This is a genomic window from Labrys sp. (in: a-proteobacteria) (genome assembly GCF_047605565.1).
Classification (GTDB): domain Bacteria; phylum Pseudomonadota; class Alphaproteobacteria; order Rhizobiales; family Labraceae; genus Labrys; species Labrys neptuniae.
Genome location: NZ_JASGFM010000024.1, coordinates 64,645 through 86,921, shown reverse-complemented (window position 1 = coordinate 86,921; position 22,277 = coordinate 64,645). Strand labels below are relative to the sequence as shown.

The 22,277-nt window shown below is 64.0% G+C and carries 19 protein-coding genes; 12 read left to right on the top strand and 7 right to left on the bottom strand.

The genetic code is table 11. The features are described 5' to 3' along the window. Positions 1 to 190: 190 nt before the first annotated feature. The 3 genes from hpt to QM672_RS20500 all read left to right on the top strand — a co-directional run bounded on the left by hpt (position 191) and on the right by QM672_RS20500 (position 1,834). Positions 191 to 721: a hypoxanthine phosphoribosyltransferase gene (gene hpt / locus QM672_RS20510; RefSeq protein WP_149252644.1), complete on the top strand. Its 531-nt coding sequence runs from the start codon at positions 191 to 193 to the stop codon at positions 719 to 721. A 164-nt stretch (positions 722 to 885) separates the two neighbouring features. Continuing rightward, a complete protein-coding gene (locus tag QM672_RS20505; RefSeq protein ID WP_311934645.1) occupies positions 886 to 1,389 on the top strand; it encodes a hypothetical protein in 504 nt (167 codons plus the stop codon). 163 nt (positions 1,390 to 1,552) lie between these two features. Next, positions 1,553 to 1,834, top strand: coding sequence for a hypothetical protein (locus QM672_RS20500; protein ID WP_415084761.1), 282 nt, complete (start codon positions 1,553 to 1,555; stop codon positions 1,832 to 1,834). A gap of 173 nt (positions 1,835 to 2,007) precedes the next feature. Here QM672_RS20500 and QM672_RS20495 read toward each other — a convergent pair whose 3' ends face one another. Both QM672_RS20495 and QM672_RS20490 read right to left on the bottom strand, forming a co-directional pair. After that, positions 2,008 to 2,853 (bottom strand): alpha/beta fold hydrolase, encoded by an 846-nt coding sequence (locus tag QM672_RS20495; protein ID WP_415084759.1) that lies wholly within the window; start codon positions 2,851 to 2,853, stop codon positions 2,008 to 2,010. Between the two features lie 141 nt (positions 2,854 to 2,994). Next, on the bottom strand, positions 2,995 to 3,690 hold the full coding sequence (locus tag QM672_RS20490; RefSeq protein WP_415084757.1) for an alpha/beta fold hydrolase: 696 nt from the start codon (positions 3,688 to 3,690) through the stop codon (positions 2,995 to 2,997). A 160-nt stretch (positions 3,691 to 3,850) separates the two neighbouring features. Between QM672_RS20490 and QM672_RS20485 the strand changes: the two genes are divergently transcribed. Then, complete coding sequence (locus QM672_RS20485; RefSeq protein ID WP_415084755.1) at positions 3,851 to 4,477, top strand: CGNR zinc finger domain-containing protein; 627 nt, start codon at positions 3,851 to 3,853, stop codon at positions 4,475 to 4,477. Between the two features lie 162 nt (positions 4,478 to 4,639). Here QM672_RS20485 and QM672_RS20480 read toward each other — a convergent pair whose 3' ends face one another. Then, positions 4,640 to 6,346, bottom strand: a complete 1,707-nt coding sequence (locus QM672_RS20480) for a formate--tetrahydrofolate ligase (RefSeq protein WP_149252641.1) — start codon at positions 6,344 to 6,346, stop codon at positions 4,640 to 4,642. Positions 6,347 to 6,845: 499 nt separating this feature from the next. On the opposite strand from QM672_RS20480, the gene QM672_RS20475 reads away from it, so the two are divergent. Together QM672_RS20475 and QM672_RS20470 are read left to right on the top strand one after the other, a co-directional pair. Further along, entirely contained in the window at positions 6,846 to 8,762 is a 1,917-nt protein-coding gene (locus tag QM672_RS20475) for a potassium transporter Kup (RefSeq protein ID WP_367626639.1), read from the top strand. Positions 8,763 to 8,993: 231 nt separating this feature from the next. After that, positions 8,994 to 10,910 (top strand): potassium transporter Kup, encoded by a 1,917-nt coding sequence (locus QM672_RS20470; RefSeq protein WP_415084752.1) that lies wholly within the window; start codon positions 8,994 to 8,996, stop codon positions 10,908 to 10,910. A 99-nt stretch (positions 10,911 to 11,009) separates the two neighbouring features. Here QM672_RS20470 and sugE read toward each other — a convergent pair whose 3' ends face one another. The 3 genes from sugE to QM672_RS20455 all read right to left on the bottom strand — a co-directional run bounded on the left by sugE (position 11,010) and on the right by QM672_RS20455 (position 13,308). Then, the gene (sugE, locus tag QM672_RS20465; RefSeq protein WP_311934651.1) at positions 11,010 to 11,330 is read right to left on the bottom strand and encodes a quaternary ammonium compound efflux SMR transporter SugE; all 321 of its coding nucleotides are present in this window, start codon (positions 11,328 to 11,330) and stop codon (positions 11,010 to 11,012) included. A gap of 194 nt (positions 11,331 to 11,524) precedes the next feature. Beyond that, a complete protein-coding gene (locus tag QM672_RS20460; RefSeq protein WP_311934652.1) occupies positions 11,525 to 12,529 on the bottom strand; it encodes a patatin-like phospholipase family protein in 1,005 nt (334 codons plus the stop codon). Continuing rightward, positions 12,526 to 13,308 (bottom strand): 3-hydroxybutyrate dehydrogenase, encoded by a 783-nt coding sequence (locus QM672_RS20455; protein WP_311934653.1) that lies wholly within the window; start codon positions 13,306 to 13,308, stop codon positions 12,526 to 12,528. Before QM672_RS20455 ends, QM672_RS20460 begins: the two co-directional genes overlap by 4 nt. Before the next feature lie 498 nt (positions 13,309 to 13,806). Here QM672_RS20455 and QM672_RS20450 point away from each other — a divergent pair, with 498 nt between their 5' ends. From QM672_RS20450 to QM672_RS20425, 6 genes are all read left to right on the top strand, one after another. Beyond that, entirely contained in the window at positions 13,807 to 14,757 is a 951-nt protein-coding gene (locus QM672_RS20450; protein ID WP_311934654.1) for a choline ABC transporter substrate-binding protein, read from the top strand. 314 nt (positions 14,758 to 15,071) lie between these two features. Then, on the top strand, positions 15,072 to 15,902 hold the full coding sequence (gene choW, locus QM672_RS20445; protein ID WP_311934655.1) for a choline ABC transporter permease subunit: 831 nt from the start codon (positions 15,072 to 15,074) through the stop codon (positions 15,900 to 15,902). Next, complete coding sequence (gene choV / locus QM672_RS20440; protein WP_311934656.1) at positions 15,902 to 17,095, top strand: choline ABC transporter ATP-binding protein; 1,194 nt, start codon at positions 15,902 to 15,904, stop codon at positions 17,093 to 17,095. Before choW ends, choV begins: the two co-directional genes overlap by 1 nt. Positions 17,096 to 17,341: 246 nt before the next feature. Continuing rightward, complete coding sequence (locus QM672_RS20435; RefSeq protein WP_415084748.1) at positions 17,342 to 18,679, top strand: serine hydrolase; 1,338 nt, start codon at positions 17,342 to 17,344, stop codon at positions 18,677 to 18,679. A 398-nt stretch (positions 18,680 to 19,077) separates the two neighbouring features. Further along, entirely contained in the window at positions 19,078 to 19,968 is an 891-nt protein-coding gene (locus QM672_RS20430; protein WP_415084746.1) for a DMT family transporter, read from the top strand. Continuing rightward, positions 19,965 to 20,978 (top strand): CobW family GTP-binding protein, encoded by a 1,014-nt coding sequence (locus QM672_RS20425; RefSeq protein ID WP_415084744.1) that lies wholly within the window; start codon positions 19,965 to 19,967, stop codon positions 20,976 to 20,978. The genes QM672_RS20430 and QM672_RS20425 overlap by 4 nt, the downstream gene beginning before the upstream one ends. 158 nt (positions 20,979 to 21,136) lie before the next feature. On the opposite strand, the gene QM672_RS20420 is transcribed toward QM672_RS20425, so the two are convergent. Further along, positions 21,137 to 22,183, bottom strand: coding sequence for a LacI family DNA-binding transcriptional regulator (locus QM672_RS20420; RefSeq protein WP_311934660.1), 1,047 nt, complete (start codon positions 22,181 to 22,183; stop codon positions 21,137 to 21,139). Positions 22,184 to 22,277 lie beyond the last annotated feature (94 nt).

Here is a 22,277-nt window from a genome sequence, read left to right as displayed (position 1 = left end):
AACGAGGTGTTAACGTTAACGAAATGACAACGAATTTAACCTTCGGAAGATCTCCCTTTTCGCAGGCAGGAGGGAAGAGCTCTGCCCGACCGGCGATCCGGCGGCTGTGGGTTGGCGGCGGGCGGCACTGCAACGCCATTGTCGCCGATACCCTCCTGCGGCTATGGTGCCGGCAGAAATGAGGAGTTCGATGGCCACGTCGCGTAATATCAAAGTCCTGTTCGATGCCGAGACGATTGCCAAGCGCAACGCGTCGCTGGTGCAGGAGATCAAGGCCCGCAATCTCGAGAATCTGCTCGTGGTCGCGGTGCTGAAAGGTTCCTTCGTGTTTGCGGCCGACCTCCTGCGCGCCATGCACAAGGCCGGCATGGCGCCGGAAGTGGAGTTCGTGCATCTGTCGAGCTATCGGGAGGCGACCGTATCGACCGGCACGGTGAACATTCTCCATGACGTGGAGAGCGACGTGCGCGGGCGCAACATCCTCCTGGTCGACGACATTCTCGAATCGGGACGCACCCTGGCCTTCGCCAAGGACCTGCTCGCGGCGCGCGGCGCCAAGCAGGTGCTGAGCTGCGTGCTCCTCGACAAGCCGGGCAAGAGCGCCGTCAACATCAAAGCCGATTTCATCGGCTTCGAGTGCCCCGACGTCTTCGTGGTCGGCTATGGCATGGACGTCGCCCATTCCTATCGCCAGCTGCCCTTCGTCGGCGTGGTCGAGTAGAAGTGCCTTGATCCTGCCTTGCCACGCAGGCAGGAGCGTTTTGCGTTGGCAGCATCGCCAGGAGTCGCAAAGACGCGTCGAACCAAAGAGGCAGCGCAAAGCAGCGTTGCCGTCTAAACGCGCTTTGCTCTAGAAGCCGGCGGCATGCAGGCCTCGGAGGAGATATGGCTGGTATCCTGGGCGCGCACAGCGCCCGTTTCCTGTTTCGTGACGATAAGGGCAGCATCGACCGGCAGACCTGGTGGCGCGCCATGGCGGTGCTGGCCGTGGTCCTGGGGGCGCTGGTGGCGGCGGCCTACGGGCTCAATCATGTCCTGCCGCGCAATCCCGCGGCGGCCGAAGCCCTGGTCGACGAAGTTGCCCGCGAGCATACCCGGCTGATGACGGCGCCCTATTACCTGTCGCTTTTTGCGGTCGACGTCATCTATCTGGTGATGGTGCTGGTCTCGGTCTGCATCTATTTCGTCGGCGCCAAGCGCTACAACGACCTGGGACGGCCGGCGCAACTGGCGCTCATCCTGCCCGCTGCCATCTATTTCCAGATCTTCTCGCCGATCCTCAGCGACCAACTGTTGCCGGTCTATGGACGCTGGATCGTAACCCTCGCCATGCTCGCCGTGCTCGTCTGGCAAATCTATGAGCTTGGCTTCAGGAAAGGCCGCCTCTAGGCTACCCCGATGGGCCGGTCTTCCGACCGGCCATCCCTTGTCGGCCTGGCACGACTTCGGGATTGGTTGACGTTACGTCAATCTGATTGCCTAGCCTGACCTGTTCACCTTGCATTCAGATCATACTGCTAGACATTGAGTATTGAAATTGAGGGAGGGAGCTATGAAACTATCCCTGAAGCTGTTTGTTGCAGCTGGCCTGACCGCCGGAAGCATGGTGTTTGCTCCGCAGGTTGCTTCGGCAATGCCGATGGCACCATCCGCGCAATCACAGGCCGACAACGGGCTCGTCCAGCAAATTCGCCGTTTGTGCCCCTATGGGATGCACCGCTCCCCCTATGGCTGCGTCCCCGATCGCGGCTACCGGCGTGGTTGGCGCGATGACGGTGGCTGGCGCTATCGGGAACGTCCCCGCCGGTATTACCGCGATTATCGCGAATATTGAGGTGGGAATGACGCTGTGCCGAACGATCCCGGCACAGTCGGTTGCCCGGACGCGCTTGGTATCGCTCGCGTAGAAACATCGACCCCACGGTTCACCGAACCGTGGGGTTTTTGCATGGCAGATGGGGATGGCGATGCCGATGCGTCATCCGCATGGCTGTCCGGACACCGCGCTCAACGCGGCAGGAAATCCCTGATCGCCGCTGCGATCTCCGTCGCATGCGTCTCCAGCGCGAAGTGCCCCGTGTCGAAGAAACGGATGACGGCGTCTGGGATGTCGCGCTTGAAGGCTTCGGCGCCGGGCGGCAGGAAGAAGGGATCGTGCTTGCCCCATACCGCCAGCAAAGGCGGCCGGTGTGCGCGGAAATAGGCCTGGAAGGTCGGATAGAGTGCGACATTGCTCTTATAGTCGCCGAACAGATCGAGCTGGATCGCCTCTGATTCAGGGCGGGCCAGGTAGAAATTGTCCAGCGAGTAGCCGTCAGGCGAGACCGTGTGCGTATCCGGCACGCCATGGGTATATTGCCAGATCGTCGCCTCCGGCCTGAGAAGAGCCTTCAGCGCCTGCCGGTTGGCCTCCGACGCATCCTCCCAATAGGCGCGGATCGGGTTCCAGCCCTCGCTCAGCCCTTCTTCATAGGCGTTGCCGTTTTGCGTGATGATCGCCGTGATGCGTTCGGGATGCCTCAAGGCGAGGCGAAATCCCGTCGGAGCGCCATAGTCGAACACGTAGATGGCATAGCGGTCGAGGCCGACGATCTCGGTGAACCGGTCGATCACGGCGGCGATCGCTTCGAAACTATGGCCGCTCGCGGGCAGGCCCGACTGGCCGAAGCCTGGCAGATCCGGTGCAACGATATGAAAACGATCGGCCAGAAGCGGTATCAGGTCGCGAAACATATGGCTCGAACTCGGAAAGCCATGCAGCAGCAGGAGTTTGGGTGCCTGCGGTGATCCCGCCTCCCGGTAGAAGATCTTGAGCCCGTCCACGTCCGCGGTGCGGTAGGTAATGATCGTCATGGCTCTCTCCTGTCTGTTATAACCTGATGGATCGGTATTTTTGGGTTACGCCACGGTCGTGGCGGCTGGGAATGCGCGGTCCACTCGGCACCTTCGGCTCGCGCATGGCTTTGTTCGTCGGGGGCGGGTCAGGGCTTGGCTTCACGCCAAGGCCGCTTCGCGGATCGCCTCCTGAATGATGGCGAGGACCACATCCGGTGCCGTTACCATCGGCGTGTGATCGACCGGGTGAGCATGGATGCGTGCCTGCATGCGTCTCGCCATGAAGTGCTGATTGTCGGCGAAGATCATGCGGTCCTGTTCCGCGACCAGGAACCAGGCCGGTACCTGCTTCCAGGCCGGGCGACCGACCGGAGCCGTAATGCAGGCCAGCGAGATCGGCCGTTGCACGGCGGTGAGCAGCGCCAGTTCGCCGGCCGTTGCTCCTGGTGCAAACGCGGTGGAGACGGCTTCTGGCGGCAGATAGATCAAGCCGTGGCCGTCCGGGGCAAGTGTCGGCGCCTCGGGATGCGGCCGGCCGCGATAGAAGACATCTGCAACCGTCTCGCCCTCGTCCGGTGCCAGGGCGGCCACATAGACCAGCGACGCGACCTTCCTGCTTTGCATGGCGGCGATGACGGCGCCGGCATAGGCATGACCGACCAGAACGACCGGGCCAGGCATGCGCTCCAACGTGCGCTCGAGCGCTGCCACGTCGTCGGCGAAGGAGGTCAGCGGCAGCGGCGCCGCAACCGTGCCGTACCCTTCCTCGGCGAGGGGACGGATGATTTTTGCCCAACTCGTGCCATCGGCCCAGGCGCCATGGACGAGAACAACGCTGACAGGCTTGCGGGGCATCGACGTTCTCCTCTATGGCATATTTAGAGTAACTGTCTTGATGGATATAAAATGGTTACTTCAGCTTATCGTAACTTGTCAAGCCTTGTTGAACAGGTTATTTGAGGGATGGACAGATGCTTGGCGCCGGCCAGGATGCCGGCCGCAATGGGAGTATGTGATGGATGTGCGTTCCCCCGCCCTTTTCGTCGCTGACGCCGAGGGGCTGGATTTCCTCAATTCCGTGGCGACGCCGGTCGACACGCCGGTCGACTGGATCGACAACGGGGACGGCCTGCTAGATTGGCTGGAGCAGGCGCGGTTGCTGCCGCCGGACATTGCCGAGTCCGTGCGGGCGCAAGCTCTGCCCGAGGAACTCGACAGGGTGGCCGGCCAGGCCAGGGCCTTGCGTGAATGGTTCAGGGGCTTCGTGCGAAAGCATCGGGGCAGGCCGCTTGCAGCCGACGCCGTAAGCGAACTGGAGCCGCTCAATCGCCTGCTTGAGCGCAATGAAGGCTTTCATCGGATCGCGCCCAGGCGAGATGAGGGTCATGAGGGGCTGGAGTTCCAGGCCTTGCGCAAATGGCGCTCCCCCGAGGCCCTGCTTCAGCCTCTCGCCGAAGCCATGGGGCGCTTCGTCTGCACGGAGGACTTTTCAAACGTGAAGGCTTGCGAGGGCGCGTCCTGTACGCTTGTGTTCGCGGATCATACACGCGGGCATCGGCGGCGATGGTGCAGCATGGCGCTCTGCGGCAACCGGGCCAAGCAGGCCGCCCATCGGCACCGGCTCAAGGCGGAGCAGCCTTGAATCGTCGGCTACGGCGATGTGTTCCTCGCCGAGCGATCGGAAGGGCCGCAGCATAGCGGCCCTGCCCAGTAAAGCGCGTTCAGCTGTACGCACCCGTTGGTCCCGGCTCTCGAGCCGGTGTTGCCATGCCGGTCGCACCGGACCGGCATGGCAGACCCGGGATCAGAACAGACCTTCGATCTGGCCCTTGGTGTCGAGACGGATGAACTCCGCCGAGGGCACGCGGGGCAGGCCCGGCATGGTCATGATCTCGCCGCAGACCACCACCAGGAAGCCTGCGCCGGCCGACAGGCGCACTTCACGGATCGGCACGACGTGGTCGACCGGCGCGCCGCGATGGTTCGGATCGGTCGAGAAGGAATATTGCGTCTTGGCCACGCAGATCGGCAGATGGCCAAAGCCGGCAGCCTCGATGTCCCTGAACTGGTCGCGGACCTTCTGGTCGGCGATGATATCGGCGGCGCGATAGATCTCCTTGGCGATCAGCTTCATCTTGTCCCAGAGCGGCATCTCGTCCGGGTAGAGGGTGCGGAAGCCGCGGCCGTCGAGCGGATGCGGTGCCTCGGCCAGCGCGACCACGCGGCGGGCGAGTTCCTCGGTGCCCTTCGAACCCTCGGCCCAATGGCTGCAGACCACGGCGTCGACGCCGAACTGCTCCTTGCAGACCTGGGCGATGAGCTCATGCTCGGCCGGCGTGTCGGCAATGAAGTGGTTGATGCCGACGATGGCGGAGACACCGAACTTGCGCACGTTCTCGACATGGCGGCCGAGATTGGCCAGGCCCTTGCGCAAGGCTTCCAGATTCTCCTTGCCGAGCTGGTCCTTCGGCACGCCGCCATGCATCTTGAGGGCGCGCACGGTGGCGACGATCACCACGGCTGCCGGGGTGAGGCCCGCCTTGCGGCACTTGATGTCGAAGAACTTCTCGGCACCGAGGTCGGCGCCGAAGCCGGCTTCCGTCACCACGTAGTCGGCGAGCTTGAGGCCGGCGCGGGTCGCGGTCACCGAGTTGCAGCCATGGGCGATGTTGGCGAAGGGGCCGCCATGCACGAAGGCGGGGTTGCCTTCCAGCGTCTGCACCAGATTGGGCTTCAGGGCGTCCTTGAGCAGCACCGTCATGGCGCTGGAAGCCTTGATGTCGGCGGCGGTGATCGCCTTCTTGTCGCGGGTATAGCCGATGATCATCTTGCCGAGGCGTTCCTCGAGATCGGCGAGGTCCTTGGCGAGGCAGAACACGGCCATGACTTCGGAAGCCACGGTGATGTCGAAGCCGTCTTCGCGCGGGAAGCCGTTGGAGACGCCGCCGAGCGAGGAGTTGATGGCGCGCAGCGAGCGGTCGTTCATATCGAGGACGCGGCGCCAGGTGACGCGGCGGGTGTCGATGCCGAGCGCATTGCCCCAATAGATGTGGTTGTCGATCATCGCCGACAACAGGTTATGCGCCGAGGTGATGGCGTGGAAGTCGCCGGTGAAGTGCAGGTTGATCTGCTCCATCGGCACGATCTGGGCATAGCCGCCGCCGGCCGCGCCGCCCTTGACGCCGAAGCAGGGGCCGAGCGAGGGTTCGCGCAGGCAGATCATGGTCTTCTTGCCGATCGCGGCCAGGCCGTCACCGAGGCCGACGGTGGTGGTGGTCTTGCCTTCGCCGGCCGGGGTCGGGTTGATGGCGGTGACCAGGATCAGCTTGCCGTCGGGGCGATCCTGCAGGCCGGGGATCTTGTCGAGATCGATCTTGGCGATATGTTTGCCATAGGGCTCGAAAGCCTCGTCGGGAATGCCGGCTTTCTCGGCAATCGCCTCGATGCGCTGCATCTTGGCTTGACGCGCGATTTCGATGTCGCTCAGTGGCTTTTTCGGGTCTTGGGCCATGCTGGTTCCCTCTGGGGCGGTTGTTCTGCGCAGTTGAGACATATTTTCACGGAAATGAAAATATCTTTCTTGGCAGTAGGGGCTTGTATTGCGGCGATTACGGAAAAAATAAGAGAAAGACTGTTCCGAATACGACGCGGCGTCGCATGAAAGATAGGTAGCTGATTGCAATCGAATCGGCTTGTCCGAAACCGTCACAGGATGTGTCGCCTTCGCGATGATGCGCTCGGGTTGAATGTGGGCTATGCATGGTTTCGGGACCGATTGGCTGGGGAGTTGTTGGTCAAAAGGGTTGCGGGCCTCTATGCCCGACCGGCAGAAGAGTGTAAGAGGCCCAACCCCGAGGGCAGGAAACCCCGGGTTCGACCGGCGTGCCGTCACCTGCCGTCCGGCCCTGATGCGACCGGCGGCGCCTTGAGCCGCATTTTGGAGAGCGAAGATCGCATCTCGCGATCGACCGATCGAAACAATCCCAACAGGTCAGAACGGAGTTGCCCGCATGGGGCTCGCGAACGCCGTCGAGAACGGCGAAGACACCACCGAACACAAGCATAGCGGCGGGTTTGCCGCGTTGACGCTTGGCTCCATCGGCGTCGTCTATGGCGATATCGGTACCAGCCCGCTCTATGCCTTTCGCGAGGCCGCCCATGCCGCCACCGATGGCGGCAAGAACGTCACGCCCACCGCCGTGCTCGGCGTGATTTCCCTGATCCTGTGGGCGCTGATCATCATCGTCACGCTCAAATATGTGCTGCTGCTGCTTCGGGCCGACAACAAGGGCGAGGGTGGCACCCTGACCCTGATGGCGCTGGCCCAGCGGGCCCTCGGGCGCACCGGGGCACCCATCGTACTGCTCGGCATCGTCGGCGCTTCGATGTTCTATGGCGACGCCATGATCACCCCGGCTGTCTCCGTGCTGTCGGCCGTGGAAGGCCTCAAGCTGGTGGCGCCCGGCTTCGACGTCTTCGTGGTGCCGCTGACGCTGGTGATCATCGTCGCCCTCTTTCTGGTACAGAGCCACGGCACGGCGCGGGTCGGTGCCTTTTTCGGCCCGGTCATGGCGATCTGGTTCACGCTTGTCGGCGTGATCGGCTTCGTCAATTTCCTGCAGCATCCCGGCATCATCGCGGCGATCAATCCCTGGTATGCCGCCGAATTCCTGCTCACCCATGGCCATATCGGCTTCGTCACGCTGGGCGCAGTGTTCCTGGCCGTCACCGGCGGCGAGGCGCTCTATGCCGATCTCGGCCATTTCGGCCGCAAGCCGATTCAAACGGCCTGGCTCGGCCTGGTGCTGCCGGCCCTGACCCTCAATTATCTCGGCCAGGGCGCCCTGGTGCTCAATGATTTCAGTGCCCTGGAGAACCCGTTCTACCGCCTGGTGCCGGCCTCGCCCCTGTTCCTGGTACCGATGGTGATCATGGCCACCAGCGCCACCATCATCGCCAGCCAGGCGGTGATCACAGGCACCTTCTCGCTGACGCGGCAGGCCGTGCAGCTCGGCCTGGTGCCGCGCATGCGCATCTCGCACACATCGGAGCACCAGTCCGGCCAGATCTTCATCGCCCAGGTCAACGGCATGCTGCTTGCCGGCGTGGTGCTGCTGGTCTTGGTGTTCGAGAGTTCCTCGCGCCTGGCTTCGGCCTATGGCATCGCCGTGACCACCACCATGGTGGTGGATGCCATCCTCGCCTTCGTGGTGATCTGGCGGGTCTGGCTGTGGAAGCCCTGGGCCGCAGCGGCGATCATCGTGCCCTTCCTCCTCATCGATTCGATCTTCCTCGGCGCCAACCTGCTCAAGCTGTTCGACGGCGCCTGGCTGCCGATCCTGATCGCCCTCGGCCTGATCACGCTGATGGTCACCTGGCGGCGCGGCACGCGCCTGGTACTGGAGAAGTCCCGGCGCACCGAGGTGCCGCTGATGACCATCGTCAAGAGCCTGGAAAAGGGCTCGGTCGCCCGCGTGCCGGGCACGGCGATCTTCCTGACCAGCGATCCCGATTACGCGCCCACGGCCATGCTGCACAGCCTCAAGCACTACAAGGCGCTGCATGAGAAGGTGGCCATCCTGACCATCGAGACCACCGACGATCCGATCGTGCCGGGAGGCGGACGGGTCTCGATCGAGGAGATCTCGGCGTCCTTCACCAAGATGAAGGTGCAGTTCGGCTATATGGAAAGCCCGAACGTGCCGAAGGCGCTGGCGCTGTGCCGCAAGGCCGGCTGGTCCTTCGACATCATGTCGACCTCCTTCTTCCTGTCGCGCCGCCATCTGAGGGGCGGCAAGCAGCCCACCATGTGGCGCTGGCAGCGCCGGCTCTACATGATCCTCGCCCGCAACGCCGACGATGCCAGCGACTATTTCTCCATCCCCTCCAACCGCGTGGTGGAGATCGGCACGCAGGTCCTGATCTGAGACCAGGCTGATCTGAAACAGTCATGCTCCCGGGAAACGGTTCCGGCGGCCGGCTTTTGCGCATCCGCAAGCCGGCCCGGCCTCGTCGGGAGCCCTTTGCCGTGAAATCGGAAAGGTGTAAGAGAGCGGGCTTGCTGCGCTGCACAAACAGGGGACGGGCTTGCCTGGCGATGGCAGCCGCGCTTTTCATCTTCATTCTGCCCGACTTCAACATATCCAACGGAGGCCCGTATGGGGCTTACGCATAGCGCCGACACCGGCGAGGAAACCAGTGGCCATGGTGGTGGCTTCTGGGCGCTGACGCTCGGCTCCATCGGCGTCGTCTACGGCGATATCGGTACCAGCCCGCTCTACGCCTTCCGCGAGGCGCTGCATGCGGCGACCGAGGGTGGCAGGCTGATGAGCCAGGAAGCGGTGCTCGGCGTGATCTCGCTGATCCTGTGGGCGCTCATCGTCATCGTCACGCTGAAATATGTGCTGTTGCTGCTCCGGGCCGACAACAAGGGCGAGGGCGGTACCCTTACCTTGATGGCGCTGGCCCAGCGGGCCCTGGGGCGCTCGGGCACCGTGCTCCTGCTGCTCGGCACCATCGGGGCTGCCATGTTCTATGGCGACGCCATCATCACGCCGGCCGTGTCGGTGCTCTCGGCAGTGGAAGGCATGAAGCTGGTGACGCCGGCTTTCGATCCCTTCGTGGTGCCGATCACCGTGGCGATCATCGTGGCGCTGTTCGCCGTCCAGAGCCACGGCACGGCGCGGGTCGGCGCCTTCTTCGGGCCGATCATGGCACTGTGGTTCGTGGTGATGGGTCTGGCGGGCCTGTGGCACATCAAGGATGCACCGGTGGTGCTCGCGGCCTTCAATCCCTGGCACGCCGTCGCCTTCATGCTCAGCCATGGTCATATCGGCTTCGTGGCGCTCGGCGCAGTGTTCCTGGCGGTCACCGGGGCTGAGGCGCTCTATGCCGATCTCGGCCATTTCGGCCGCAAGCCGATCCAGATGGCCTGGATGACCCTGGTTCTGCCCTCGCTGGCGCTGAACTATCTCGGCCAGGGCGCGCTGGTCTTGAACAACCCGGCACCCGAAATCCTCGACAATCCTTTCTACATGCTGGTGCCCCAGAACCCGCTCTTCCTGGTGCCGATGGTGGTCCTGGCGACGGTCGCCACCATCATCGCCAGCCAGGCCGTGATTACCGGCGCCTATTCCCTGACGCGCCAGGCCATCCAGCTCGGCCTTCTGCCGCGCATGAAGGTGGCCCATACCTCCGAGCACCAGTCGGGCCAGATCTATATCGCCCAGGTCAACGGCATCCTGCTGGTCGGCGTGCTGATCCTGGTGCTGGCCTTCGAGAGTTCCTCTCGCCTGGCTTCGGCCTATGGCATCGCGGTGACCACCACCATGGTGGTGACGGCGATGATGGCCTTCCTGGTGATCTGGAAGGTCTGGCGCTGGTCGGCGCTGACGGCGGCGCTGATCATCGTGCCGTTCCTGCTGATCGACCTCGTCTTCCTCTCGGCCAACCTGCTCAAGGTGCATGATGGTGGCTGGGTGCCCCTGATGATCGCGGCTGCCCTGATGATCCTGATGATCACCTGGCGGCGTGGCACGCGGCTGGTGCTGGAGAAGACGCGGCGCACCGAGGTGCCGCTGATGACCATCGTCAAGAGCCTGGAAAAGGGCTCGGTTGCCCGCGTGCCGGGTACGGCAATCTTCCTGACCAGCGATCCCGACTATACGCCCACGGCGCTGCTGCATAGCCTCAAGCACTACAAGGCGCTGCATGAGAAGGTCGCGATCCTGACCATCGAGACCACCGACGATCCGATCGTGCCGGGAGGCGGCCGCATCACGCTCGAAGAGGTCTCGGTCTCCTTCACCAAGATGCGGGTGCAGTTCGGCTATATGGAAAGCCCGAACGTGCCGAAGGCGCTGGCGCTCAGCCGCAGGGCCGGCTGGTCCTTCGACATCATGGACACCTCCTTCTTCCTGTCGCGCCGCCACCTGCGCGGCGGGGCGCAGCCCCTGATGTGGCGCTGGCAGCGCCGGCTCTACATGATCCTCGCCCGCAATGCCGACGACGCCAGCGACTATTTCTCCATCCCCTCCAACCGGGTGGTGGAGATCGGCACGCAGGTCCTGATCTGAGGCTTTTCCTGGATCGCAGGCATCCAGCCTGCTCTTGGAAGCGCTGCGCTTGCAGACGAGGAAGGGCAGGCTGGATGCCTGCGATCCCGGGATGGATCCTCAGGCCGGCGTCGACAGTTTCATCATGGTCAGGCCGGAGACGATCAGGGCTGCGGCGATGATGCGCATGGCGTTGGCCTGTTCGCCGAGCACCAGCACGCCGACGATGAAGGCGCCCACGGCGCCGATGCCGGTCCAGATCGTATAGGCGGTGCCGAGCGGCAGGCTGCGCATCGAGATCGAGAGCAGGCCGAAGCTGATGGCCATGGTGACGAAGGTGACGATGGTCGGCACCAGCTTCGAAAAGCCTTCCGACTGTTTCATGTAGAAGGCCCACACCACTTCGAAGATGCCGGCGATAACGAGATAGATCCAGGCCATCAGGCCCTCCTCTAAAAAGGGCCCGGGCCGTCCCGGACATCAAACCCATCATGGGGGAGGGCGTGGCCTCCTCGATCGCGACATGGAGGCCGCGAACGAGTGGCATTGTGCCGGACTCTTTCCCGAAATCAAGGGGCGGATCGGCATGTCAGGGCTGCGTTCCAGCAGCCGTTGCGGCGGTCAATCGGTTCGGCTCACCCCAGCATGGCTTCGATGTCGAGCGTTGCCGTCGTGCCGATCGCGTCGAAATGCCGGGTGAGGAAGGTCTTCGCCGCCCGGCGGCCCTGGTCGCGCAGGAAGGTGAGGAAATCCCATTCGGTATTGAGCTTGGAGGTGGCGTCGAGACCCTCCTTCTGGCCCAGCGCGATGCGATGCAGGCGGATGTCGCCGAAGCGGTCGGCGCCCCGGGCGCGACGCTGCATCATGGCGAGGGCGCGCAATTCGCCGAGGAGGGAGGCGTTGAAGGTGATCTCATTGAGGCGGTTGGCGATACCGCCGGCCGTCTGCGGCACCTCCCGCACCAGCACGGGGTTGATCTGCACCAGGATGGTATCATCGGGCGTGCGCTCGTCGAGCAGCGGAAACAGGGCCGGGTTGCCGAGATAGCCGCCGTCCCAATAGGCCTGCCCGCCGATCTCGACGGCCTGGAAGATCTGGGGCAGGCAGGCAGAGGCCATCACCACATCGGCGCTCAGTTCGGCATTCTCGAAAATGCGGATGTGGCCGCTGCGCACATTGGTGGCGGAGACGAACAGCCTGATCGCCTCGCTCGCCTTGAGCTTGTCGAAGCAGATCAGTTCGGCGATGAGATCGCGTAGCGGGTTGAGATTGAGCGGATTGCTGTCATAGGGGCTGAACAGCCGGCTCCAATTCTCGAACAGGGCCATGCCGGGCGAATCTTCCAGCGACCAACCGGCCATGAAGCGTTCCAGCAACGGGCGGCGCATGGGCGACAGCCGCCCCTTGCGGCTGATCTCACGCCAGAATGTCTCGAGCTGGCGGCGGGCGCCTGGCGCCCCGCCTTCGAGGTAACCTTCGGCGAAGACCACGGCATTCATGGCCCCGGCGCTGGTGCCGGTGATCGCCTTGACCTCGAGGCGGCCGTCCTCCAGCAGGCCATCGAGCACGCCCCAGGTGAAGGCGCCATGGGCGCCGCCGCCCTGCAACGCCAGATTTACGGGTTTGGCGGCGGTGCTCATGCGGCAGTCCAGCCGCCATCCATCGACAGATTGGCGCCGGTGATGCTCGCCGCCGCATCCGAGCACAGATACACCGCGAGCGAGGCGACCTGGTCGATGGTGACGAACTCCTTGGTCGGCTGACCTCCCAGCATCACGTCATTCTTGACCTGCTCCGCCGTCATGTTGCGCGCCTTCATGGTGTCGGGGATCTGCGCCTCGACCAGCGGTGTCCAGACATAACCCGGGGAAATGGCGTTGCAGGTGATCTTCTGCTGCGCCACCTCCAGCGCTACCGTCTTGGTCAGGCCGGCAATGCCGTGCTTGGCGGCGACATAGGCGGACTTGAAGGGCGAGGCGACCAGGGAATGGGCCGAGGCGGTGTTGATGATCCGTCCCCAGCCCTTCCTCTTCATGCCGGGCAGGGCCGCCTTGATGGCATAGAAGGAAGCGAGCAGGTTGAGCCTGATGATCGCTTCCCACTTGTCGTCGGGGAATTCGTCGATCGGCGAGACGAATTGGATGCCGGCATTGTTGACCAGGATGTCGACCGCGCCGAAAGCGGTCTCGGCCTCGCCGATCAGGCCCTTCACCGCGGCCGGCTCCATCAGGTTGGCCGGCGAGAACAGGGCCTTGACGCCGAATTCGGCCTCGATGCCGGCCCGGGTCTTCTCGATCTCGGCGGCATCGCCCAGTCCGTTGAGCATGACATTGGCGCCTTCGCGGGCCAGAGCGCGCGCGATGCCGAGGCCGATGCCCGATGTCGAACCGGTGACGACGGCTGCCTTGGTCTTGAGCATGTTGGGTCCTTTGGAAGAGTTGAAGGCCGGTATGAGCTGCCTTGGTTGCTGCAGGATCTCGGATGCCTGCAGAATTTCCGGGTGCTGCCCATTCTTGCAACATCCGGAAATTCTGCTTGAGGCAAATCACTCGAATTCTCGTCGCATCCCGGATTGGGAAAGTGGCGCGACTATGACACAGAGTGTCGCCTGCACGCATCCAAGATCGGCCGGTTCCAGGTTTAATTGATTATATGTTCAATCAATAGAATGCCCATACGACAACGCCAAGAAATCGATGCAAACCGGTTCTGGCGCGGATGGGCGGCTTTGTGCCGTCGGCGTCATCCAGCGCCGGAAAATCGCGGGACAAGCACTGTCTTTCGTGCTGAATTGCCATAGGGGAAAGGGCTCCGTGGCAAGAGTTCGATCCCATCTGGGGTCGAGAGGGGTTAACAAAGACAAGACGGACTGGGTCTATCCCAGATTCGGCCTTCGGTGTTTTCCGGGAGAAATGAAATGACGGGTATTGGTAGAATGATTGCAGGCGTCGCCCTGGCCATCGGCCTCGGCACGGGCGCCGCGCTGGCGGGCGATGCGGAAGCCTGCAAGACGGTCAAGTTCTCCGATGTGGGCTGGACCGACATAACCGCGACCACGGCGATCGCCTCCCGCGTTCTCGAAGGTCTCGGCTACACCCCCAAGACCACGGTTCTGGCCGTCCCCGTCACCTATGCCTCGATGAAGAGCAAGGATATCGACGTCTTCCTCGGCAATTGGCAGCCGAGCATGGAGAATGATCGCAAGGCCTATATCGCCGACAAATCGGTGATCGAAGTGGGTGCCAATCTGCCCGAAGGTGCAAAATACACGCTGGCCGTGCCACAGGCGACCTATGACAAGGGCCTGAAGGACTTCGGCGACATCGCCAAGTTCAAGGATTCGCTCCAGGGCAAAATCTATGGTATCGAGCCCGGCAATGACGGCAACCGCCTGGTGCAGAGCCTGATCGACGGCAACAAGAACGGCCTGAAGGACTTCCAGCTCGTCGAGTCATCCGAGCAGGGCATGCTCGCCCAGGTCCAGGGTGCCGTGGCGCGCGGCGAGGACATCGTCTTCCTCGGCTGGGCGCCGCACCCGATGAACGTCAATTTCAAGATCCAGTATCTGACGGGTGGCGACGATACGTTCGGCCCGAATTTCGGTGCCGCCAAAGTCTATACCAACGAGCGCGCCGGCTGGAGCGAGGAATGCCCCAATGCGGGCAAGTTCATCGCCAACCTCAAATTCACCGTGGACCTCGAGAACAAGGTGATGCAGGCGATCACCGGCGACGGCAAGGATGGCCCGACGGCCGCCACCGAATATCTCAAGGCCAATCCGGGTGTTCTGGATGCCTGGCTTGCCGGCGTCACCACCTTCGACGGGCAGCCCGGCCTCGATGCCGTGAAGAAGAGCCTCGGCCTCTGAGCGCACGCGCCATTCCACTGAACGTATAGGATCGCCCGGCGGGGCAACTCGCTGGGTGGCTCGACGAAGCCGACACAGATCGGCCCTCAATGATGTCATGTCCTCTCTTGGGCCGGCAGTCATGACGTCGACGGGCAATGCGGATCGTCGTGGCTTCACAGCCAGGGCGCCGGACGGCCCGCGACCCGGAGCAAAGCGCGTTCGGTGTGAACACCCTTTTGCTCGTACTCTTTGGTTCGACGCGTCTTTGCGATCCCTGCCGATTCCGTCAAATCGCAAAACGCCATAGCGCGGGGGATATGATGTTCGATTGGGTGACGGATACGAAGCTGCCATTCGGCAAGTTCATGCAGCTCGTCATCGAGTTCCTGCAGAAATACTGCACCACCTGGCTGTTCGATCCGCTGCGCCTGAGCATCGAGTTCATCGTCAACGGCACCTCCGCGCTGCTGGTCTACCCGCCGCCCATCGTCGTCATCGTGCTCGTCGTTGCCCTGGCGTGGTGGCGGCACCGTTCCTGGCAATTGTGCCTGTTCATCGTGCTGGGCTGCCTGTTCATCTGGAACCAGGGCTATTGGGCCGCGACCATGAAGACGGTCTCACTGGTGTTCTGGTCGGCCGCCGTCGCCATGGCCATCGGCATCCCGCTCGGCGTGATGGCGGCGCACCGTCCCAAGCTCTATACCGTGTTGCACCCCGTCCTCGACATGATGCAGACCCTGCCCACCCTGGTCTATCTCATCCCGATGGTGGCGCTGTTCCGCCTCGGCGCCGCCCCAGGCCTGATCGCCACGCTGATCTTCGCCCTGCCTGCGCCGATCCGGTTGACCTATCTGGGCATCACCTCCACGCCGGTCGCACTCAAGGAGGCCGGCGAGTCCTTCGGTTCCACCAAGCGCCAGCTGTTGTGGAAGGTGGAACTGCCGCATGCCATGCCCACCATCATGGCCGGTGTCACCCAGTGCATCATGCTCAGCCTGTCGATGGTGGTCATCGCCGGCCTGGTCGGTGCCGAAGGCCTCGGCGTCGACGTCGTGCGCGCCATGGGCCAGTTCAACATTCCGCGTGGCTTCGAAGCGGGTGCCTGCATCGTTATCCTGGCGATCGTGCTGGATCGTCTGTGCCGAGTGAAGGGAGCGCATTGATGAGCGTCGCCGTCGATTTCAAGAATGTCGATATCATCTTCGGATCCCGTCAGGCCGAAGCCATCAAGCTGCTCGACGCCGGTGCCACCCGCGCCCAGATCCTGGAAAAGACCGGCGCGGTGCTGGGGTGCGCCGATGGCAACCTCACCGTGCAGGAAGGCGAGATCAGCGTGCTGATGGGCCTGTCGGGTTCCGGCAAATCGACCTTGATGCGCGCCGTCAACGGCCTCAACAAGGTGACACGCGGCCAGGTGCTGGTGAAGTCCGACAACAAGATGGTCGACGTGGTCAGCTGCAGCGAGCAGACCCTGCGCCATGTCCGCCAGCATTCCGTCGCCATGGTGTTCCAGCAGTTCGGCCTCCTGCCCTGGCGGACCGTGGCGGAGAATGTCGGCTTCGGTCTGGAACTGGCCGGCGTGCCCGAGGCCGAGCGCAAGGCCAAGGTCGACAAGCAGCTGGAGCTGGTCCACCTCAAGCAATGGGAAAAGAAGTTCGCCCATGAGCTGTCGGGCGGCATGCAGCAGCGCGTCGGCCTTGCCCGTGCCTTCGCCACCGAGGCGCCGATCCTTTTGATGGACGAGCCCTTCTCGGCGCTCGACCCCCTGATCCGCACGAAGCTGCAGGACGAGTTGCTGCAGCTGCAGAAGGAACTGAAGAAGACCATCATCTTCGTCAGCCACGATCTCGAGGAAGCCCTCAAGATCGGCAACACCATCACCATCCTGGAGAGTGGGCGCATCGTGCAGTCGGGCCGGCCCGAGGATATCGTGCTGCGCCCGGCCAACGACTATGTCCAGGAATTCATCGCCAATGTGAACCCGCTCAGCGTGCTCACCGCCTGGCATGTCATGCAGGACGCACGCGATCTCCATCGCGGCGAGGATGGCTGGATCTGGCTCGATACCCGCCAGACCACGCGCTTCCGGCTCGATGACGGCGGCCATGTCGTGGAAGCCGAGCGCGACGGCGTGCATGGCGCCTGGGTGCATTGCTCCGAATGCGAAAAACCGGTGGCTGACGGGGAACACCCCTGCTACTGGGCCAGCCCCGGTACCTCGCTCAAGACGGTGATGCTGGCCATGCATCGATCCAACACGGCCCCTGTCGCCCTGTTCGACGACCAAGAGCGCTTTGTCGGCGCCATCGGCGTCAAGGATGTGTTGCAAGCCGTTCTCCGGCAGCAGGACGCCTGAAGGGACGAGACCAGCCGGGAGCGCGGACCGCCTCCGTCCGTGCTCCCGGGACTATACCCGCCGAACGAGCCATCTTTCCTGCCGAAACGACGCAGCCGACCTGTCTTCCTGCCCGCATTGATCCGTTAAGGCTTTGCCGCGATACTGCGCGTCTGCCAATGCCTGCATGCCAAATCACCCGGCGGTCATTAAAATGCCCCCCTTGAGGTCGATGTGTCGCCGCCGCTGCAGCCGAAAGAGGAACTGATGGGTATTACGAATCGCGCAATCACAACCACGCTCGTGGCCGGTTTGGCCCTCGGACTCGCCGCAAGCGTTGCGCGTTCCAATCCCATGGCAAACCCCACCATCGTCGTCGATGCGGCCAGCGGCCGGGTGCTCCAGCAGCAGGATGCGACCCGGCCCTGGTATCCGGCCTCCCTCACCAAGCTGATGACGGCCTATACGGTGTTCAAGGCCATCAAGGCCGGGCGTGTCGACCTGGGCACGCCGATCGCCATCTCGCCGCTGGCCGCCAAGCAGGCGCCGTCCAAGATGGGCTATCCCGTCGGCACGATGATCACCATCGACGACGCCCTCAAAATGCTGGTGGTGCATTCGGCCAATGACATCGCGGTGGCCCTGGCCGAAGGGGTATCCGGCTCGGTGGATGCCTTCGCCGCCGAAATGAACGCCAATTCGCGGGCGCTGGGCATGGCTCAGAGCCAATGGGTCAATCCCAACGGCCTGCCCGATCCGCGCCAGATCACCTCGGCGCGCGACATGGCGGTGATGGCCGACGCCATCATCACGCAATTTCCGCAATATGCCTCGCTGTTCCAGATCCAGACCATCCAGTCCGGCAGCCGGGTCATGCGCACCCACAATGCGCTGGTCTATCGCTATCCCGGCACCGACGGCATGAAGACGGGCTTCATCTGCGCCGCCGGTTTCAATGTGGTGGCGACGGCCACCCGCAATGGCCGCAAGCTGATCACGGTGATCATGGGTGCGCCGACGCCCAAGGAGCGCACCAACCAGGCTGTGGCTCTGTTCGAGGCCAACTACACCAATTCGGGCGGCGGCTTCTTCACCAAGGCGCCGCTCGCCACCCAACTCCCGGCCTCGGCCTATCCCGGCCCGACCGACATCCGCGACATCGCCTGCTCGCGCAAGAAGGGCGGTTCGGGAGCGGCGGAGAGTGCCGACACCGCCGAAGTGCAGCCCGGCAGTCCGGCAGCGCCTGCACCCGCGCCGGAACCCAGCCCGCTGCTGGCGAGCTGGGTGACGGCACCGCCCATTGCGGTCGGCCCCTATCTCGGCCCCCGGCGCCCGATCTACAGCCTGCCCAATACGCCCATTCTCGCCGATCTGCCGCCCAAGCCTGCGAAAGCACTGCCGGCCAGCAAACTCGCCGGCAAGAAGGGCGTGGCGGCCGCCGGCTATGCCGACCCCGGCAAGTCCCTGGCGGTGCCCGATCAGCTCACCGACTCCAAGCTCAACAAGGGGCGCAAGAACCTGAAGAAGGCCGCCGACAGCAAGCCGAAGACGCTGCCCAAGACTCCTGCCAAGCCACCCAAGCGCAAGGTGCATCACGAAGGGTAGGGGCCGAGGCCTCGTGCAGCTCAATTCCGCGTCTTCGAGTTCACACGACCTTTGCCATTGCCGGGCTTGAGCCGGTAGTTCAGCCCTATACCAACGGTATTGATGATTGACCGATCAGGTACCGTCATCGCGACCGCTGATATTGGAGCAAAGTGTGTTCAAGCGTGAACGCTCATTTGCTCTAACCCCTTGTTCCGATGTGTCTTTGCGATTCTTGGTGGTTCCGCCAAATCGCAAAACGCTTCAGCCCGGTGCGGCCCCTGGATAGCCGGGTCAAGCCCGGCTATGACAAGCTGGAGCGTTTCTCGCCTGGATGAACCGAGTCGGGACGAGAACGCGCCTGTTCAGAGCTTGACCGAAAACCCGCGCTGGGCGGGTACGCGCCGGACCGCCTCTCAATGTCGAACAACACCATCCTGACCGGATTGAGCCTCGGGCTGCTTGCGGCGCTGTGCTATGGCGCCAATGTACCCTACGCCAAACTCGCCGCGGAGGCCGGTGCCAGCGGGCCGACGGTGGTGTTCTACCGGGCCTTTCTGCTGGTGGCGCTGCTTGGCGGCCTGGGCCTCGCCCAAAGCGGCACGCTGGCCGTGGCCCGGCCCTGGCGCCTGCCGGTCTTGGGTCTGGGCATCGCCACCAGTTTCGTCGGCCTTTGCTATATTTCCTCGGTCGCCTTCATCCCGGTCGGGATCGCCACCATCCTCTATTACACCTATCCCCTGCTCATCCTGGTCGCCAGCCCGCTGGTGGACGGCGAAAGGCTGACGCTGGCGCGTCTCGCCATCTTCGCCCTTGCCTTTGTCGGACTCGTCATCGCGCTCGGCGCCGATTTCGGCGTGCTGGACTGGCGGGGCCTGACGCTGGCCCTGACGGGTGCGGCGGCCGCCGCCTTGCAGTTCTTCTGCGCCGCGCGGGCGACGCGCGGCGTCAGCCCCGCCATTGCCGGGTTCTGGACGCAGCTGATCCTGATTCCGGTCGCTCTCGCCGCCTGCCTGGCCAGCGGCAGCCTCGCCTCGCCGTCCGTGCTGGTCGCGGCGGCGGTGCCGGTCGGCCTGCATATAGGCCTGTTCGTTCTAGCTTTTGTGGCCCATTTGACGGCGGCACGGTTGACGCCACCGGCAGCGCTGGGCTTGGTGTTCTGCGCCGAGCCCGTCGCCTCGATCCTGCTGGCGACACAGGTGCTCGACGAGCATCTGACGCCTCAGCAAGTCAGTGGCGGCACGCTGGTGCTCATCGCCGTGGTGGCGTCGGTGCTGATGGAAAGTCGCAGAAAGGTCGTATCGGCATGACGTCGCCCCGCATTCCCGCCTTTGTGCTCACGGGTTTTCTCGGGGCCGGCAAGACGACGCTGCTCAATCGCCTCCTGAAGGATCCGGCCTTGGCTGACACCGCCGTGGTGATCAACGAATATGGCGAGGCCGGGCTCGACCACCTGCTGGTCGAAAAATCGGGCGATGGCGTGGTGCTGCTGTCCTCCGGCTGCCTATGTTGCAGCCTGCGCGGCGATCTTCTCGACACGCTGGCCGATCTCGCTGCGCGGCGGGCATCGGGCGAGCTGCCGCCTTTCGCGCGTGTGGTGATCGAGACGACGGGGCTTGCCCATCCCACACCCGTGCTGCAGACCTTGATGGCACCGCAACTGGCGGCGGCGGGCTATGTCCTCGCCGCTGTCATCGCGGTCGCCGATGCACTGAGAGGGGAGGCGTTGCTCGACCAGCATGCCGAGGCCGTCGCCCAGCTTGCGGTTGCGGACCGGATCCTGGTCAGCAAGACCGACCTCGCCGGCGACGCCACGGCTTTCATGGCGAGGCTGCAGGCGCTCAATCCGCGTGCCGCCATCGACCTCATGCCGGATGCCGGCGCCGCGGAACTGCTCGATGAGCCCGAATTTCCGAGCGCGGGAGCCGCCGTCGGCACACGTCCCGTCTTTTCGGCCCATGATGCCTCGATCGCTTCCTTCACGCTGGAGACGGACAAGGTCCTGGCGCCGGGGCGTTTCATCGCCTTCATCGACGAGTTGCGCGAGCGTTTCGGCGAAGGCCTGTTGCGCTTCAAGGCGCTGGTGAAGCTTGCCGACGATCCCGGGCGGCCGGTGGTCCTGCATGGGGTCCAGCATTGGTTCGCGCCGCCGGAACGCCTCGATGCCTGGCCGAGCCCCGACCGGCGCACCCGCATCGTGGTGATTGGCCGCGACCTCGATCGGCGGGGTATCGAGGACCTCTTCGCGGCTTTCTGCGACGAACCGCGCCTGGATGCTCCCGATCGTGCGGCCCTGACCGACAATCCCCTGGCTTTCTAGGTCATATCGCACGCAGTACAGCACGGAGCGGTGCGCTGCGGGTGCGGGACCGTGATCGGAACGAACCGCCTTCCGGATGCGATCCCCGAACCGAACCTTCGGTTTGGTCCGACTGTGCGGCAGCGCTTCGCGCCGCAGCGCGCACGGGATGACAGTGGTCAGCTGTCCTGTTGTGACAGATCGGGCGCCCGCACGGTGCCGCGCCAGATCAACGGCACGTCGAGGCAGGTTCGCGTACCCTGGCCGATCGTGCCGCCGGAGCGGCCGCCAGCGCCGTCGCGCACCAGTTCGGCGACCTTGTCGGCGATGCGATCGATGGGTTGGGCGAAGGTGGTGAGGTCATAGGCTCGCCAGCCGGCCTGCTCGATGTCGTCGAAGCCGATGACGCATAGATCCTCGGGCACGCGCAGGCCGAATTCCTTGCGGGCGGCATCGACGAAGCCGCATGCCATCAGGTCGTTGATGCAGAAGGTAGCGTCGGGCGTGACCTGCCGCGTGAACAAGGCGCGTGCCGCTTCGGCGCCGGCTTCGTAGCTGGTACGGCCCTGGCGCCAATGGATCGGCTCGAAGCCGGCCTGGCGGGCAGCGTCGAGGAAAGCCTGCTCGCGTTCGGCGAGGCTGGGGGTGCCTGCCTGCGAGGTGACGCAGGCCAGGCGCCGGCAACCGGCGCGCTGGAAGGCCAGCACGGCCTGCCGGGCGGCGTCCTGGTTGCCGACCGTGATGGTATGGGCCTCATCGAAATCCTGGTCGCGGTTGATCAGGATCAGTTCCTGGCCATGGTCGAGGCAGGTGCGGGCGATGGCCCTGTCCGGCGTGCCCGAAAGCACCACCGTGGCGTCGGCCCGGTAGTTCAGGGTCTGGCGCACTGCGCCGGCCACGGCTTCGGGCGAACCGGAGGAATTGATCACCATGGCGACCTTGCCCGCCTGCTGCAGCCGGCCGATCAGGTTCCGGGCCAGGCGCGACTGGAAGGGCGTGTCGACGTCGGAGACGATCAGGCAGACGATGCCGCTTTGCTGGCGCATCAGCCCGCGGGCGAGATGGTTGACGTGGTAGCCCAAATTCTGGGCCGCCTCCATCACGCGCTTGCGTGTTTCGTCCGAGACGCTGGCGCCCGGCGTGAAAGCGCGGGACACGGCCGAACGGGAAACGCCGGCCAGTCTGGCGACTTCCTCGGCACTGACGAAGGAGCGGGCTGGTTTCATGACAGGAGCCGGTCGAATAGGGACGAGGAGGTTGCACGCCCTTGCAGTCACGTGCAAGCGCTGCCGTTGGCTTTTCCCGGTTCATGTGCATATG